15 protein-coding genes are annotated in these 17,306 nt (G+C 45.8%); 4 read left to right on the top strand and 11 right to left on the bottom strand.

Annotated features, from left to right (window positions below):
* Positions 1–156: 156 nt before the first annotated feature.
* From corA to G3352_RS13240, 4 genes are all read right to left on the bottom strand, one after another.
* Complete coding sequence (gene corA, locus G3352_RS13255; protein ID WP_163757107.1) at positions 157–1,116, bottom strand: magnesium/cobalt transporter CorA; 960 nt, start codon at positions 1,114–1,116, stop codon at positions 157–159.
* A 352-nt stretch (positions 1,117–1,468) separates the two neighbouring features.
* A complete protein-coding gene (locus G3352_RS13250) occupies positions 1,469–2,458 on the bottom strand; it encodes an inorganic phosphate transporter (RefSeq protein ID WP_063568079.1) in 990 nt (329 codons plus the stop codon).
* Positions 2,459–2,472: 14 nt separating this feature from the next.
* Positions 2,473–3,090, bottom strand: coding sequence for a DUF47 domain-containing protein (locus G3352_RS13245; RefSeq protein ID WP_062327047.1), 618 nt, complete (start codon positions 3,088–3,090; stop codon positions 2,473–2,475).
* 216 nt (positions 3,091–3,306) lie between these two features.
* On the bottom strand, positions 3,307–4,374 hold the full coding sequence (locus tag G3352_RS13240; RefSeq protein ID WP_163757105.1) for a DUF3048 domain-containing protein: 1,068 nt from the start codon (positions 4,372–4,374) through the stop codon (positions 3,307–3,309).
* Positions 4,375–4,712: 338 nt separating this feature from the next.
* Here G3352_RS13240 and G3352_RS13235 point away from each other — a divergent pair, with 338 nt between their 5' ends.
* Together G3352_RS13235 and G3352_RS13230 are read left to right on the top strand one after the other, a co-directional pair.
* The gene (locus G3352_RS13235) at positions 4,713–5,252 is read left to right on the top strand and encodes a DoxX family protein (RefSeq protein ID WP_063568076.1); all 540 of its coding nucleotides are present in this window, start codon (positions 4,713–4,715) and stop codon (positions 5,250–5,252) included.
* Between the two features lie 157 nt (positions 5,253–5,409).
* Positions 5,410–5,622: a hypothetical protein gene (locus tag G3352_RS13230; RefSeq protein WP_076291601.1), complete on the top strand. Its 213-nt coding sequence runs from the start codon at positions 5,410–5,412 to the stop codon at positions 5,620–5,622.
* 179 nt (positions 5,623–5,801) lie between these two features.
* Here the strand turns inward: G3352_RS13230 and G3352_RS13225 are convergent, their stop codons facing one another.
* The 3 genes from G3352_RS13225 to G3352_RS13215 all read right to left on the bottom strand — a co-directional run bounded on the left by G3352_RS13225 (position 5,802) and on the right by G3352_RS13215 (position 8,073).
* On the bottom strand, positions 5,802–6,587 hold the full coding sequence (locus G3352_RS13225) for a DODA-type extradiol aromatic ring-opening family dioxygenase (RefSeq protein ID WP_163757103.1): 786 nt from the start codon (positions 6,585–6,587) through the stop codon (positions 5,802–5,804).
* A gap of 179 nt (positions 6,588–6,766) precedes the next feature.
* Positions 6,767–7,597, bottom strand: coding sequence for an alpha/beta hydrolase (locus tag G3352_RS13220; protein WP_163757101.1), 831 nt, complete (start codon positions 7,595–7,597; stop codon positions 6,767–6,769).
* 239 nt (positions 7,598–7,836) lie between these two features.
* The gene (locus G3352_RS13215) at positions 7,837–8,073 is read right to left on the bottom strand and encodes a hypothetical protein (RefSeq protein ID WP_163757099.1); all 237 of its coding nucleotides are present in this window, start codon (positions 8,071–8,073) and stop codon (positions 7,837–7,839) included.
* Positions 8,074–8,486: 413 nt separating this feature from the next.
* Here G3352_RS13215 and G3352_RS13210 point away from each other — a divergent pair, with 413 nt between their 5' ends.
* The gene (locus G3352_RS13210) at positions 8,487–9,323 is read left to right on the top strand and encodes a DUF1129 family protein (protein WP_163757097.1); all 837 of its coding nucleotides are present in this window, start codon (positions 8,487–8,489) and stop codon (positions 9,321–9,323) included.
* Positions 9,324–9,642: 319 nt separating this feature from the next.
* On the opposite strand, the gene G3352_RS13205 is transcribed toward G3352_RS13210, so the two are convergent.
* Complete coding sequence (locus tag G3352_RS13205; RefSeq protein WP_163757095.1) at positions 9,643–10,560, bottom strand: AraC family transcriptional regulator; 918 nt, start codon at positions 10,558–10,560, stop codon at positions 9,643–9,645.
* Between the two features lie 242 nt (positions 10,561–10,802).
* Positions 10,803–14,003: a copper amine oxidase N-terminal domain-containing protein gene (locus G3352_RS13200; protein WP_163757093.1), complete on the bottom strand. Its 3,201-nt coding sequence runs from the start codon at positions 14,001–14,003 to the stop codon at positions 10,803–10,805.
* A 288-nt stretch (positions 14,004–14,291) separates the two neighbouring features.
* Here G3352_RS13200 and G3352_RS13195 point away from each other — a divergent pair, with 288 nt between their 5' ends.
* Entirely contained in the window at positions 14,292–15,257 is a 966-nt protein-coding gene (locus G3352_RS13195; protein WP_163757091.1) for a hypothetical protein, read from the top strand.
* 90 nt (positions 15,258–15,347) lie between these two features.
* On the opposite strand, the gene G3352_RS13190 is transcribed toward G3352_RS13195, so the two are convergent.
* Together G3352_RS13190 and ilvA are read right to left on the bottom strand one after the other, a co-directional pair.
* Positions 15,348–15,953, bottom strand: coding sequence for a GNAT family N-acetyltransferase (locus G3352_RS13190; protein ID WP_240343063.1), 606 nt, complete (start codon positions 15,951–15,953; stop codon positions 15,348–15,350).
* Positions 15,953–17,245 (bottom strand): threonine ammonia-lyase IlvA, encoded by a 1,293-nt coding sequence (gene ilvA, locus G3352_RS13185; RefSeq protein WP_163757090.1) that lies wholly within the window; start codon positions 17,243–17,245, stop codon positions 15,953–15,955. Before ilvA ends, G3352_RS13190 begins: the two co-directional genes overlap by 1 nt.
* Positions 17,246–17,306 lie beyond the last annotated feature (61 nt).

The following is a 17,306-nucleotide window of genomic DNA, read 5'->3' as shown; positions in this document are numbered from 1 at the left end:
GTTGATTCTTCATTTATCTTATCCACATGTGGACATCTATTCCGAAAACAAATCTATATGTACTCCTATTTGCCCTCTTATACACATCATACACAGGCTAAAGAAGCGATCTGTGCAGATCGCTAACTCTTCACTTGCTATAGTTTCTATTCTTCCTTACTTAAACCAGCCCCGCTTCACAAACCAGGCCACCATGCTTCCGCCCAGAACAAACATCAACAGCAGTACAGCTCCATACCCAAACTTCCATTGCAGCTCAGGCATATAAGCAAAGTTCATGCCATAGATCCCCGCGATCAGCGTCAATGGCATAAAGACTGTTGTAATCACGGTGAGGGTCTTCATAATCTGGTTCATACGGTTGGAATTCAGCGAAATGTAACTGTCGCGCAGGTCTGCCGTCATTTCCCGATCAGCTTCAATCATGTCTGTCAGCTTCAACAAATGGTCATAGATATCGGTAAAATATACGGTATGCTCCCCTGTTCGCTGCACATGCTGAGAATTGACTACCCGATAGAGCAGATCCCGCATGGGTACTACCGTCCGTCTAAGCTTCAGCAATCGACTGCGCAAGTCGAACACTTGATTCATCAGGTCTTCCACCGACTCCCTGCCGCCCCGGTTCTCCAGTTCAGCCAGCTCATCCTCAATGGTAAACAGAGACGGGAAATAATGATCGACCAGCTTGTCCATCACCGTATATGCCGCTGCCACCGGGCCCCGAGCCCAGATGGTTCGTTCGTGCGCATGATGCAGCAACCTCTCCCAAGCTTCATCAACTTCCTCCAGTGCCCCGTGATGAAAGGATACCAGGAAGTTCGCACCCAGAAACAGGTCCACCTCTTCCGCTTCCAATGTGGTCGGATTCAGTGCATGCAGCACGAGAAACTGCAAATTGTCATAATAATCGAGCTTGGGTCGCTGCAATACATGCATACAATCCTCAATAGCTAATGGATGAAAATGAAAATATGTATCCAGCAACTGGCTTTCCTCTTCGGAAGGCTGATTGAAATCTGCCCATACCCAGGCGTAATCCTGCAGATCCAGCTGTGTAAGCGGTACATTTACAGATAACTGATGATCCCGTGAGATGGCGAGTGTACGAATCATAAATTAGACCACGTCCTTGTCTTGTATCCTTTACGTTATTGTACAACTTTAACCACTGAACCGTCTCCTGCAACAGCCCATTATACACACGTTATCCTGCAAACGCGACAACAAAAAAAGCCAACCCTGTTGGCTTCTCTCATTTCCCTATCCACAGTCTCCTGTATCCACAGGAATATCTTCTTTTGGTTTATCATTCCACGGATGGCTATCCACATATCCAGCCTGTCCACACGTTCATGCACAGGCGTCTCTTCTTTTTGGTTGTATAATTGTCCACATATCCCGATATTCACAACGTTATGAACAGTTTGTCTGAAACCCAGAATTAGTCCAGGAACACTTTTTCGAATTAGAAAATGATCCAGTACAACAATCCTGCCAGCGCCCCGGTAATCGGAATCGTAATGAACCACGTAATAATGATACGTCCAGCTAGTCCCCATTTAACGGCTGAGAAACGTTTCGCGGAACCAACACCCAGAATGGCAGATGTGATAGCGTGAGTTGTACTCACCGGCAGGTGGAGCAACGTTGCCGAGAAAATAACAGATGCGGCTGATAGATCAGCTGCAAATCCGTTAATCGGTTCAATTTTGAAAATTTTGGTTCCCATCGTTTTGATGATTTTCCAACCACCGATGGAAGTACCAAGTGCCATCGCTGTTGCCGCGGAGATTTTAACCCACAACGGAACATCCAGATGATCCTGTACGCCTGCTGCGACCAGTGCAAAAGTAATGATACCCATTGCCTTCTGTGCATCATTGGTACCATGCGTAAACGCCTGGAGCGCTGCTGTGAAAATCTGTACCGTACGGAAACCTTTGTTCACGTTATGCGGACTGCGTTTGGCAAAAATATATTTGAGAATGGTCATGACCACATAACCGATGGCAAATGCGATCAGAGGTGATAATAACAATCCTCCGACGATGTCAATAAATCCACTCCATTTGACTTTATCAGCCCCTGCGCCAACAAGTACAGCACCAGCAAGAGCACCAATCAGTGCATGCGAGGATGAAGAAGGAATTCCGAACCACCATGTAACGAGATTCCAGATAATCGCGGCGATCAAGGTGACTATGACAACCTCAATCCCGTTATCTAGCGTGGTGGGGTCTGTTACACTCCCCCCGATCGTCTTCGCTACTCCAGTAAACATCATGGCACCGACAAAGTTCATCACGGCAGCCATAAGGATTGCCCGGCGAGGAGTCAGTGCTCGTGTCGAGACCGAAGTTGCAATGGCATTCGCCGTATCGTGGAATCCGTTGATGAAGTCAAACGCCAGTGCAAGGAAGACGACTATACCCAATACCCAAATCGTTGTTTCCATTATTCTCTGGCTCCTTAAGAATTACGCATGATGATGGATTCGAGCACATTCGCTACGTGTTCACAAGCATCCGTCGTCGTCTCAAGACGTTCGTAAATTTCTTTGCGTTTGATCAGTTCAATCGGATCAGGCACAGTAGCGAAAAGGTTCTTGATACAGTTACGCAGCACTTCGTCGCCCTGGTTTTCCAGATCGTTCAGACGAATCGTGTACTCGCGGATCGCCAGCAATTTTTTCTGAGACAGCAAATGAATGGCCTTCTGAATTTCGTAAGCCGATTGGCGCAAAATTTCAGCGAATTGAACGATATATTCGTCCGGGTCAGTCAGTTGGTACATATAGAAACGGGAAGCTGTTGCTTCGAGCCCGTCCAATACGTCATCAAGTGTCGTTGTCAGTTCCATAATATCATCGCGTTCGATCGGCGTGATAAATGTCTTGTTGAGCTCTGTAATGATGGTATGAACATAATCATCACACTGGGACTCGTACTTCTTCATTTCATTGGCAAAAAGAGTCACATCCTGAAGGTTGGAAACATGTTGGGAGAAATAATCAGCCGCTTGCACGACCGTATCTGCCATGTTCTCTAGTGTCTCAAAAAATATATCCTTCTTCTTCTTAAGCTTCATAGCTCTATCCCCTTTACGAGAAATTGCCGATAACCGATGAAACATGAAATGACAACCTTTGATATCTTATCATAAATGTTTCACGGTTTGTACATAAGGCATGATCCTTTTTTATATTCTTATCACATAAATCTGAAATGAATCTTAATTATTTGGAATGGCTGGAAAAATGATGATGAAATTTTACACTGCGTTTACATTTCTCTTCAAATTGGATTAATTTTCAATTTCGACATGCCCTGCAAAGTCAGGCTGATTCGGTACGATACTGATAAAAGTCTTGCCAGGAACAAGCGCAACTTCGGACCCATTTTGCACAAATCGAATAATATCACCCGTTTTTTTGATCCACTGGCCTCGAACCATCTTGCCTTTTTGAAACAGCATGGCTTCACCGCCCTGTTCCAAATTAACGGAAAGTCTGCCCACATTATCGAGCACCTTGTGATCCGCACCCGCTACAATAATATTGGCCGCTCCAATGGGATTGCCGTTATCCAGATCCTGATCTGCCTTTCCGTTCACCAATCTCATATATCGTCCGCTAACTTCATCATAATCATACGTTACCCGGTAACTCTCCAATAAATAATGAATATCGAACTGCTTGGCCACCTCTCCGGCGGACGTGGCACCTTCTTCGTTATACGTATATACAGGGGACTTAAAGTCGTGACTATAGCCTTTGGTATCCGCGCCTTCTCTCAGCTTGTCCGCCGACGTATATAGATTGTGCGGTGCTTTGCGATCCGAGGAACGCCAGAAATAAGGGCCGCTATTCGATATCTCATCCATATGCTGCTTCTGCTGCTTTTGTAAAATGGAATAGGCATCCGGGCTGCCACCCGCATGAACCAATACCCCATCGTAACTCTCACCAAGCTCGATCAGATACGGACGAATACTGCGCACGGGTCCGACCATGTCTGCCCCGCCTTCACTTTGGAAGATGGCAATAAAACGGGTAATGCCTCCCTCAGCGAGCACCTCGATAATAATATCTGCTGCACTCAAACCGGATTGAGGCCGCGCTGCAGGAGCATTGTTAATCATAACCGCCAGTGGACGGCGCGTAATTGCTTCATCAACAGGCAGACCCGTCAGCGGTGCTGTGTAGAGCGACGTGGCAGGTTCTTCTGTCTCTTGTTCTTCCTGTATGGGTGTAGGAACGGACTCCGGCTTCGGAATCTGTACCATCTCCTTATTCTGGCAAGCGACCAGACTCAGGGCCAGAATAAGCAGCGACGCCGCTGACGTCGTTTTGTTCCATTTCAATTGCTTCAATATATGTACCTCCTGGACGATATGGCTGAAATCTAGGTGTAGTTGCTCTTATGTAAGTGACCATTTCACGTATTTCTTTCCATTTAATCACACACAGCACCATTTGTCTTCGATATGGAGAGCATTTTCTACCCTGCATTTCACGTTTGAAACTTGAGAGAGGATGAAAAATATGTCCTAAATGTGAACTTCTCAAACCTTACTTAAAATTTGAACTAGATTGTGATAATAATCACAAACAGAATGACTTTTGAACTATACAATAAAGACATCAAAGGTGATCACTTAGAAAAACAAAAAAAAAAACACACACTAAATTCCATGAAGGAGTGGTTTATATGTTCAGCTTCAACCAATGGCTTAGAGAAAACAAAGTGGCAATGTGGATTTTGACAGTACTTCGGGTGTATATCGGTTACGACTGGATGACACATGGCTGGGGCAAATTAACAGGAGGATTCCAAGCTGGCGGATTCCTTGCAGGCGCTGTAGGAAAAGCAACGGGTGAAAACCCAACCGTTCAAGCTTGGTGGGGAACATTCCTTGAGAACTTCGCGGTACCAAATGCAGGACTGTTCGACTTCATCATCCCGCTGGGTGAATTCCTTGTAGGTCTGGGTCTCATTCTTGGATGCTTTACAACACTTGCAGCACTGATGGCGATGGTCATGAACTTCGCGTTCCTCTTCTCGGGAACAGTAAGCACGAATGCTCAGTTAGTCCTGATGGAAATCTTCCTTGTAGTCGCTGGTGCAAATGCTGGTAAAATCGGTTTGGATCATTGGGTAATGCCTTACCTTCGCGGATTGTTCACTCGCAACAAAGGCAGTCTTCCCAAAGACACACCAACGATAAACCATACGCACAAAACAGCCTAAATCGTAAATAGACATTTTCCGGTCCTTCTCCCCTCCCCCTGGAGAGCAGGACTTTTTTGTTTTTTATATATGCTTGTAGGTCATCTGACTTGCCCATCGACAGAAACACGTATTATGATGAACATATCGATCGACTACAATTAAAGGAGTACATGACATGCCAACCCAGCGCCGTCTTGAGACCGATGCCGACTTCCAGGAAGCCATGGAAATGAAGCATAAAGTCCGTGTTTTCAAAGATAATCACCAGATTGATTCCGGTGGCGTCATTATCCGTTTTGACAGCAATACCGTTGTGGTTCAGTCCAGTGTAAGTGAACTGGCATATCACTCGCGTACAGCTTGTGAGCTTTTCGAGATTCGCAAGTGATTATACTAATTTGCAGAATGCTCAAGTTATAGAAAAAGGTTCCTGAGGCCCATTACGCTGGCCGCAGAAACCTTTTTTGGTTCAGCTCATTCATAACCTAAGTCTGGCTGGTCGATGAACTAGGTGTATTTGCAAAATAAAACTCAAAGACTTGTTCACATACTCTTGTCTGTTCCAAGTTATACGCCGTCACCAAACTGCCAGCAGTTTAAACTGAGCGTACCGTAAGGATACGACTGGAATAGACGTTTTGCAGATCGAGACATATCAGCCGTACCCATGGCATAGAACAAAGGCGCAATGTGCTCCGTTCCATAAGATGGAACCGCCGTGCGGGCATGGGGCGCTTTTTTGTCATATTGAAACAGCTCTCTCGTATTCCACTGCTCAAGCCCCTCGCCAATCCAGTTATCGAACTCCACTGCCCAGTCTTGCGGCTCATCATTACTGCCAAGCATACGCAAGTTATGAACCGTTCCGCCGCTGCCAATGATCAGCACATTATCATGACGCAGCTGCTCCAGCATCCGCCCAATATCATACTGTTCCTGCGGGGAACGCAGCGAATCGACAGATACCGCAATAACAGGAATATTGGCCTCTGGATACATGTGTAACAGCGGTACCCATACCCCGTGATCCAATCCCCGGCCTCGAACCGGTTGATGTGGAAGATTACTACGGGTGAACAGAGCGCAGATCTCATTCGCAAGGTCTGGCTGACCAGGCGCAGGGTAATTCATTGTATACATATTAGAGGGAAATCCGTAAAAATCATGCAAGGTCTGATGTGTATCATCCATTGTCACGGACGGTTCGGGACGATCCCAATGCGCCGTAAATACAACAATGGCTTTCGGAGCCGGCAGCCTGTCTCCAAGCTGGTTCAAAAATTGAGTGTAGTCATTGCTCTCCACCGCCAGAGCGGGAGAACCATGCGCAATGAATAGTGCGGGTAATGTCATTGCTGCCAACCTCCAGACACGGATAGGATGCTTACCCTTCTATTTTACTCCGAAGAAGGCGCTTTTCCAAGCTAACATCCCAATCAGATGTAATCTGGACGCGCATGTTGCCTTATGGACCAATCCATGTTGGATATAGAATGTTCCAGCCTAACGATAAAGATTGAACTTAACCTCTTTTAGATCATCCAGTGCTGCCAATCCTGTTCGATCTTCTGACGTTCTCCCAGCCATTCTCTCGTACGCGTAATTAGCTGTTCACGCTCTTTACCAGAAGAGAAGGTATGATCGCCCTGGAATATAATTTCCTTGTCGCAGCGGCCTTCCTGGCGCATCCAGAATACCTTTTGATATAGGAATGCGTAATCGACAGGAATCATCTCATCCGACGTGCCGTGCACCACCAGAACATCCCCGTTAAATTTAACGGCTTCCTGGAATGGCTGATGTTCAGCCAGTGATTCAAAGAATGCTGGTGTAAACTTGTAGCCGAGATAATCAGCAGATCCCAGTTTCACCCCTTCATCGTACACATCACGTCCCGTAATTTTCACAATATCATTGAACGGATATCCCACGGATGACCACATAACAAGATTCTTGACCCGTTTGTCACGGACAGCAGTCAGCAGCGCAACAGCTCCACCCAGACTATGACCGATCAGCGTTACACGGGTTGGATCTACATCACTGCAGTTTACCGCATAGTCCAGCACAGAACGTGTTTGGGTAATCATGGATTCAAGTCCTTCAGCTCCGTACTCACCACTGCTCTCCCCGCAGCCAATGTAATCGAAGCGCAGCACCAAATACCCATCTTCGGCCAGCTCACGGGCGGTCTTCACAAACAGACGATCTACACCGATCCGACTTCCTACGAATCCATGGCAGATGACAGCAAGAGGCACGCGCTGTTGATGATTTCCCTCCTTGATGTCTTTGACGACCGGATAATGAATCGTGGCTGTTAATTCTTCCTGCCCATGACGAATACTGATCTGACGCTCCATGCCCATTTCCCCTTTCCATTCTTCCCTGCTCATGTTCATTTTGTTAATTATATATAAATCCGATAAGTTTAATGTGTATTAAGATGATATTAGTATATTATCATCCTGTGAACCTCAAGTCAACGTGAGGAAATGTCCATTTCCAGACGTACCTTGTCTACATTTTATCGACAATTTCGCAAAAAAAATGAGCCAAGCTGACAACAGCTGACTCGAGTCATTCCTAATACTTGAAGCCACTACTCATAACTGCGGCGGAACATCTCATGGGTCTCCACTCGACCCTGCCATTCATGTCCATGAGCCGAATTCGAATTCCCCCAGAAGCTCCCTGATTGAAAGGTTCCTTCTGAATACTCATCCGCATACTCGGCATCCTCCAACGTCTCCTCCATTGGCACAACCTCATCTGTTACTCCACGAGAGTTGCTATTCAGCAGCAGCTTCCTAGTTAGTTTATCCGTTTGTTGATCCATTCCTGCCACACTCCAATCCCTGGTTTCTGTTGGAAATGCTACTATTGTGGTGGAATCGGCTGTACTTTATTCATTCTTCACACAATCGTTAGAACTGGACGATCCCTTACGCATATTAACGGCGAATCACGGAGAACCTAAGCAATATATCATAGCCAACATTTGCCTCCAATTCCTTCTGGCGAAAGGGTTGAATTCATGGAACACATTTTGGAATGGATTCGTAGTCACGGAAAACTGGTACTGCTATGCACCTGTGTCATTCTGGCCTGCGCAGGGCTATGGTCGAATCGTAAACAGTTGTTTTATAAGGAATGACTTTGCGAAACGAGAGCCCTTCCCGTATACTAAAATACCGTCAGGGTCTCCAGATCATCGGGGATCAGAACGTGTGTAGATAGGGGGAGCAATCATTGGGGATTTCCTATAAGAAATTAAAAGAAATACAGAATCGGCAAATGACCGAAATGAGTAAGATGACACCGGAACATGTAAAACTGTTCGATCAGATCAGCACCATTGCGCGTCAAGCACCTGCCGATGAGAGAACGCAGGAAGAATGGATTCTCTCGGCTGGAAGAGCCATCGTACAAGCTCAGCGTGACGGTAATCCAGCTCGCGAATTATATGGACCTGATCTGGAACAACATATCTATTCACAACTAGGAGTAGCAGACAATAATCCGGCTGCAACTGCTGGTGAATCAAATATGGACTCATCCAGAGCTTCAAGTACGGCCGTACGGGGCTCCGGAAGCAAATCCAATAAAACCATTACGTCAGCCAAGAAGACAGCAGCAGTTGAAGCCGAACCTGCGGAGACTCCGGATCAAGTTAAACGGACGCCCAAATGGTACTTCATGATCTCCTGGGCAGCTTTGTCTTTTGTCATGCTGATTCAAGGTGCGGTTGGGCTATTTATTGGCTGGACGGGGGGCGATACGGAACCATTTAGCCATATCAGCCTGTTCTCCCTGATCGTGGCAGCCGTTGGGGGTATTGCACTGGTTGAAATGCTTCGTCGCCTTGCTGAGCGTCCAGATGATCAGGGAGCAGACAAGACTGCCAGGCCACAGGTCAATCTTCGCGGAATTGTCATCTATATCGTTATCGTTGTGCTTGTCTTATTTGTAGGATATCCGCTGCGTGACAGCCTTCCCGTATTTACGCTGTCTCCGTGGATTAGTCTCGTAATCGGGATTGTGGGATTGGCTACGTTGAGACCACTCTTCGGACAAAAGAAAGCGTAAGGATGCTGATGTCCTGTGTGGGGCAGCAGCATTGGGTATATCGTACAGTTATGTAATGTGCGAAGATGAATTACGAGTGAAGTACGACAATTCGGTGATGAGATAGAATATCGAATGTCAAAAAAGGGGCCTTAATGGCCCCTAGCTAGCTGTTGAGAAGTTCTCGACAGCTATTTTTTATTTACAGACGTATAGGAAACCTCATAATGCTTTTTATCTAGCATAGGTAAAGGTAATCACTTACCACAACTCATAAGTAACCTTAATTACGGTCAGTAGCTCGTTTGAAACTGAATCCATATCCGAAAGGATGACCTTGTCATACTTCATATAGATGATCCACAGGGCCCGTAGAGTCTTTCTCCATTTTGAGCTGAATGCGATGCTTGATCTCCTTGCCCGGGGTCTCTCCGAATTCTCGCTTATACATCCGGATAAAGTAGTTCACTTCCATACCAACCGTCTCCGCGGCCTCTCTTACACTTGCGAGTGGGTGTTTGTCCAACCAATCGGAAGCTTTCTGCAAACGCAATCGCTGCATGTACTGATGCCCCGTCACCCCATGTCTCTGGTGAAATAATCGGTTCAGGTGCTGCACCGAATAACCAACGGCTTCAGCTATATGCTTCAACAGCAGATCATCCTGGTAGTGTGTATGCATCAGCGACACTGCTCGAGTGAATGCTTCATTTGCCGATTCCGACTCGCGCTCAGAACGTGTTAACGACCTACTTCTTGCTTCTCGCTCTTCTGTCGCATCATGAAGCGGGAAGATGGACTGTGAAATATCCAGAATAAGCTGATAGATGATTGTTGAACTGTTCCACATTTCACTCATCCCATCGTCCAGCGAGTGCCAGATGTCCGTCACTCGTGACCAGAACTGTTCAAATTCGGACAAACGCCGTGGCCCCATTGGCAGCAGTCCCGCCGACCGAAGCACCGCCCCCGTCGCCTCTCCACCAATGCCAATATATCCAAGCTCCCCGTGTGTTTTGGAATGCGGAATATACTCATGGGCCACCCCCGGTTCGATCACGAACAGTTCACCTGCCGATACTGTCCATACTCCTTCACCTGGAACCTTAAATTCCCCTTTGCCGCTGCGTAATAAAAAAAGCTGATACACCGGAAATCCATCCGGTCTAAACTGAACTTTCTCTTCTTGTGTTCCCACACAATACAGATACAGAGGCAACCGGGAATCCGGCAGGCCGGTCAAGCGAAATGCAAGCATTCCATCATTCCTTTCGGATCATGCTCTTCTTTCTCCTATTATCCATCGGTTTTCCCACTTGCAGCAATGGCCAAAGGAACCTTTTTGGTGACAGGATTTTTAAATGGATTATGTGTGATTCAGAGTGGCCATTTAATAATAGAAACCGTCTTCTATTAGTTTTCATAAAAAGAAAAACTCCCTTCTCGTTTGGAAAGGGAGCTTCTTCAATTCAATTTATTTATTTCATTATTTTTTTGATTTTAGGTCTGTGGAGATGTAGTGTTAGCTTGATTCGAATTGGAAGATTCAGTATTTGTGTCTGTCGTTTGAGATGAATCTGGAGCTGAAGTTACAGGCGCAACTGGCGCATCCAATTTAACTGTAGCCGAAGGACCATAAAGCGAACTTGTATACAAGGAAGTATCACTTGATACAGACAGGATATATATTTTATATTCTGCTCCAAGTTCAATTGCTTTCCCATTTGAATCCAACGTATCTTTGGTCAAGTTAATTTCTCCAGCTGAAACTTGTTTAAAACTAATATTCTGGGTTGCCTGAGCTACAACAAAGTCATCTTGGGCTCTTACTACAAAAAGTCGATATTGGGCTATTCCTTTTTCGTCTGCCGCTTTATTGAAAGTAACCTTGATGCCTGCATCCGCAGCAGTGCTATTATTCTCAATTTTAGTAATGATCCCTGTTTGGACAGGTGCGGCTGGAGCAAGGATACTGAATTCGTTGGAAGCTGAGGACAGATTGGAAGCACGAGAACTGCTGTCCGATACGGATAACACAAAGACTCGATATTTCTGCCCTATAACAAGTGACTTATTATTAATATCCCGGTGACCATTATTCAAAACGACAGGATTTGAAGCATCATTTTTGTTGATATCAATATTATAAGAAATTCCAAGTGCAGAAGAAACACTAAAACCACTTACTTGATTTGCTGGTACTATGAAAGCTTTGTAACCCGAAATCCCATTCTCACTGGAAGGCTTGCTGAAGCTTATAGATACATCCGAAGCATCTCCCGCTTGCCCTTGTTTTTTCACAGTTGCACTTACATTACTCACTGCGGCTACAGCCGTATTGGAAGCTAATGTGATCACTCCCGAGCCTGAAGACAGTGCATTGGTAAGAGAGCCGTTATTATTCACTGCCATCACATACACACGATAACCCACACCATTCACAATAGCACTGCCATCTACCGTTTTCGTATTACTTGTAAGATTAAAAGTTTGGTTGTTTCCGTTTTTGCTTACATACGTATAATACGCACTGCTAACTGAGTTCGCAGATGTCAGATTAAAGCTCGTATTTGTCGATTTCACCACAAACACACGATAATGATTCACATTCGTCTCATCCGTTGAACGATTGAAAGTCACACGCAGATCACGTCCATCTAAGTTATCCCCAATATCCGTTGCCGTCACATTGCTCGGTGCAGTCACAGCTGCATTGGCAGTCAACGTAATCTGTGAAGAATAAGAAGATAAAGCATTCTGACTGGAGTTTCCACTTGTGCTTACCGACAGGACAAACACGCGATAGTTATTGTTATTGGAAACTGTGTAACCGTTGGTATCCACCATATAGTTAGGGAGGGTAAATGACTGATTTCCACCAGTCTTATTCACCTGATAATAATTGTTCGATGCGTTAGCCGCGCTCAGTGTGAAGCTGCCTGCATTGCCGGAACGGACAACATATACACGATACGCAGAAACATTGGATTCATCTGAAGCTCTGGTAAACGAAACCCGAAGATCGCGTCCATCGCCGTAATCACTCACATCAGCCACCCCAATATTACTTGCGACTCCAGCATTACTATTCGTTGTCAGTCTCAACAGCGTCGACGACGAAGACAGCGCATTGGTATATCCATTCTGCTGGTTGCCTACAGCCATAACATAGATCCGGTAGTCTTGCAGATTTGTTACGTTATAACCACTTGTGTCCTTCATGGAGGATGGCAGTGTTGTTGTAATATTGTTTCCTGTTTTGTTCACGTTATAGTACAAGCTGGAAGACAGATTGCTCGCCGTAGTCAGATTAAAGCTGCTGGATACCGAGTTCCGCACTACGAAAATTCGATAATTAGCAACTTTAGATTCATCAGATGAACGGTTGAAGCTCACCTGAATGTCACGACCGTCTCCATAATCCGAATTATCTCTCACTGATGTGATAACTGGTGCCGTTGCTGTGTTTACGCCCAGCGTGAGCGAAGAGGATACTGTGGACAGTTTATTGTCTGCAGTTGCCGCATTCGAGCTCACGGATACAATGTAGACGACATAAGATGTGCCGTTTTTGATCAATTCCCCCGATGTGTCACGCGTCGAGGAACTTAGCTGGGTTTTAACCGCTGTGCTGTTACCTTTGTAGATAATGGTTGAATTAGAGCTGGACACATTGTTGGCCGTAGTCAGGTTGAATGAAGAAGCATCTTTCGCCTTAACTACAAAAGCACGGTAATACGTAATATTGGATGTTGAACTCGGCTGTGTGAAGTTAATTTCCAGGTCACGTCCATCGCCATAGTCACTGATATCTGCGATCTTGAGACCTGTGACAGGCTGCACCGTTGTTTTCACATTGTTTAATTTCAAGGACTGGGAAGACCACGCCAGCTGATTTTTGTAGCTGTTGTTGCTGTTCCCCACCGTAAGTACATATAGACGATAGGTTTCACTTGTATTTAACAAATCCCCGTTCACGTCGCGTGTCTGAGCGTTCAGCGTTAATCTTGGATCAGTACCATTTGGAGAAATGGATGTATAATTGCTGGATGGAACGACTGATGCCGCAGACTCATTGAAGCTGTTCACATCTCTTGTTTTCACGAGCATTACACGATATTGGGATACAGCCTTCTCAGACGTCGGACGTGTGAAGCTTACAGTTAGGTCACGTCCATCCCCATTACTCCCGGATACAGAACCATAAATGTTCCATGCTGCATATTTCGTATCATCCACAGGAGGAGTGGACGTTGTTTTGATATCTACCCGCTGATTGCGGGAATTCCAGAATACTTTCTCCCCAAAAGCTTCACTGACAAAACGAATCGGAACCATCGTATTTCCTTTGATGGTATTTGCAGGTACATCTAGCGCTACCGCTTCTCCGTTGATGTAAGCCGTTTTGGAACCCAGCGTCAGCGATACTTCTTGGTCACCCCGGTTCGCCGTGATCGTTTTGGTTTTGTTGGTGTACTGTACAGTGGCATCTAATCCTTCAAAAATGGACCGCAACGGAACCAGTACACGTCCACCTTTCATGACAGGTGCCTGTGCGGACGAAAGCTCCGCATCGTTGATATATATACTAATTCTCGCAGCTGCATCCATAACCGACGTTGGTAGTGCAGACATCAACATAGCCGATACGGCCAGTGCTGACATCACCTTTTTCACTTGACGTCCTCCCGCTTTCTTCATATCCAATATCCCCATTCTCTTCATTGTTTGAGTTAAAATGTGATCTTTTTTTGAATTTCAATTTATTCCTGTAATTTCCTGTGCACATCTAAGACGTATGAACATCAGTAAAAGTTTCCAATCCCACAAAAAATATTTTCGCAGAAATGCCCTTCATCCATCTACCCTCCAAAGGTTAAAAATAACAGAAGAATTTGTCATTATTCCGCAACAACATCCTTCCCAATTTCGTTTAATGTATAGTGAATAACAACCTATTATTTTTAAAATTACGGGAGGTTCACACAGATGACATCATCGTATTTATCTGGACAACGCAAAAGGGTGCGATTCTTCATCACAGTCCTTACCCTTGCTGCAATCTTTACAGGAACCGCATTTACATCTGGAGCTGCTACTGCCGCCCCTTTAAGCCCGGATACCAAAGTAACCACCAGCAGTTCAACCGCCATATATAAAACATTTCAGTCTATGCTCAAAAAAAAGAACGGCTTACCCGCCGCTGACACCTTTCTGGATTCCAATATCAAAAAAGTAACAAAGCATCACGCTACCCTAATGGTGCTTCAATTGGAGAATGCACGTCTGAAGGCTCTAACCTCCATGACAGACCGCTTGCTCGTTCCTAACGTTCAGGACAAGATGCTCAAGGCATACCAAACGAACGACAACTTCACCAAACTCATGGGGCGTACTCAGGACTCCGATCTGCGTGTGCTGTTAAAAGAAGCCCGTGACAGCGGCTATCGCCTCGTCATGCTCGAAGGCTCCCTCTATCCCATTATGAATTATGCGGCACTCGTGAAATATACCTCTGATATTACAGAAGATATCTCAAGCTACATCATGATCATGACGAAGGAAACGAAAAACTTGCCTGCGGATGACGGAGCTCTGGTCATTGGATATCAGGAAATTCTCCTTCGAGCACTCAGCCAGGAAAGATTCCTGGAGCTTTATCCGAAATCGAATCGGGCCAAGCAGGTGCAGGATTTGTTGAACAGTTATACCCTGTATACCTTTTATGGGCTGAACAACACACCGCTGTTTGATTATGACACGAACAAAATGGTTGCGAACGCCCAAAGAGGTTACAACGGCGTCTTACAGCGTCTTGCATCCGTCGATAGTGAATTCCTCACCAAGCTGGATGCCTTTATGGATGTCGTTAAGGAAGCGAAATATGAGAAAACAGCTGCGGTGGAGAAATGGCTAGAACAGAATGTCCCGACCGGGGCGTATGCCGGCTATTAAATAATTCATGATATTAATCACCTAAAGCACATAATGAACACAAAGAAAACCGACATAGGCTTCGCTCCCATGTCGGTTTTTCTTTGGATTCTATCGATGAATTGGCTTGACCATATGGTTATACTCATGTCCAGCAATGACAATCACTTCATCTTTGATATAACCTTGGCGTTCGTACAACATCAAGGCCCGCCCATTGTCACGTTCAACAATGAGGGATACCTGGGAGTGTCCAAGTTCCCTGCCCTGCTGCTCAAAAGCAGCCATCAATGCCTTGCCGATACCCTGCCCCTGATACGCTTCGCTTACGGATAGAGTATCCAGATAATACTCCCCAGGACGGGTTTCTTTGACCAACGTATATTTCTCATCTGTACTCCGACCAGGCCGATCCAGAATTGGCTGATCCAGAAGATCTGCTTCACCGCCATCATATGCCACCAGTATTCCAGCGACCTGTTCGTTCTGCTCCATTACCGTTATATTGCGATAACTGATCCGATTGTCTTCCTGCACGTAAAATTGCTGCAATATCTGCATCGCTTTCTGATGATCACCTTCACCCGCCAGAGCATAGGCAATATCACCAATCGCCTGATAAAGCAAAGGGATGACTTGTGTCGCATCTTCTATGCGAGCAGGTCTCAACAGAGGCTGCGCCTCACTACGGTCCGACTTCATATTGGAATGATTCATCAGATTAACATGTTGAACAGATTGAGATTTTTGTTCAGCTCGGTATACGCGAGACCTTTACGATTCATACGTTCAATCAGCTGCTGGTAGTCTTCCTTGTACATCAACTCGATGCCCACCAAGGCAGGTCCATTTTCCTTATCATGCTTCTTCGTATATTCAAAACGGGCAATGTCGTCATTGGGTCCCAATACTTCCACAAGGAATTCACGCAAAGCTCCCGCACGCTGTGGGAAATTAACCATGAAATAATATTTCAGACCTTCGTAGATCAATGAACGTTCTTTGATTTCCTGCATCCGATCGATATCATTGTTGCCGCCGCTAATCACACAGACAACCGTCTTGCCCGCAATTTGTTCGCGATACTGCTCGAGTGCAGCAACCGCCAGAGAACCGGCAGGCTCCACAACAATCGCATTTTCATTATATAGCTCCAAAATGGTGGTGCAGGCTTTGCCTTCAGGCACCTTCAGGATGTCATCCAACGTGCCGCTACAGATGTCGAAGGTCAGATCACCGACGCGTTTTACCGCAGCACCATCCACGAATTTATCAATATCATCCAACGTCACAACCTGCTTGCGGAACATCGCCTCACTCATGGAAGCCGCGCCAAGTGGTTCTACGCCAATAATGCGGGTTTCCGGGCTAACCGTCTTCATGTAAGTTCCAACACCAGCAGCCAGACCGCCGCCACCAATAGTTACGAAAACATAATCCGCTTTTGCATCCAGACTCTCCATGATCTCCATCGCTACCGTACCATTACCCGCAATGATCTTCGGTTGATCGAACGGATGGATAAACGTCATGCCCTGTTCATTACACGCACGCATAGCTTCTTCATAAGCATCGTCATACGTATCACCTGTCAGCACCACTTCAACATTATCTCCACCAAATCGACGGACCTGTTTCACCTTCTGGTTAGGAGTTGTGCTCGGCATGAAGATTTTGCCGTGGATGCTAAGCGCATTACAGGAAAAAGCAACTCCCTGCGCATGGTTACCCGCGCTCGCGCAGACAATGCCTTTCTCCAGTTCAGCTGGAGTCAGACTACGAATCATGTTGTATGCTCCACGAATTTTAAACGAACGGACTACCTGTAGGTCTTCCCGTTTAAGATACACATTACAGTTATATTTGGCCGACAATACAGCATCCAGCTGCAATGGCGTTCTTACAATGACTTCACGCAGTACATGATGTGCGCGCACGATATCTTCCATGCCAACACCGGTACGGCCGGAATTGGCAGTTCCCGTTGGTTCTTGTTCCACTGGTTTCATCTCTTATCCACACTCCGCTTATCTTGGTTGGCAATGCAAGCATTGCTTTTTCTTTTTATTG

The organism is Paenibacillus sp. ALJ109b, from assembly GCF_010747435.1.
GTDB classification, from domain to species: Bacteria; Bacillota; Bacilli; order Paenibacillales; family Paenibacillaceae; genus Paenibacillus; species Paenibacillus taichungensis.
This window is presented reverse-complemented; position numbering and strand designations above follow the sequence as displayed.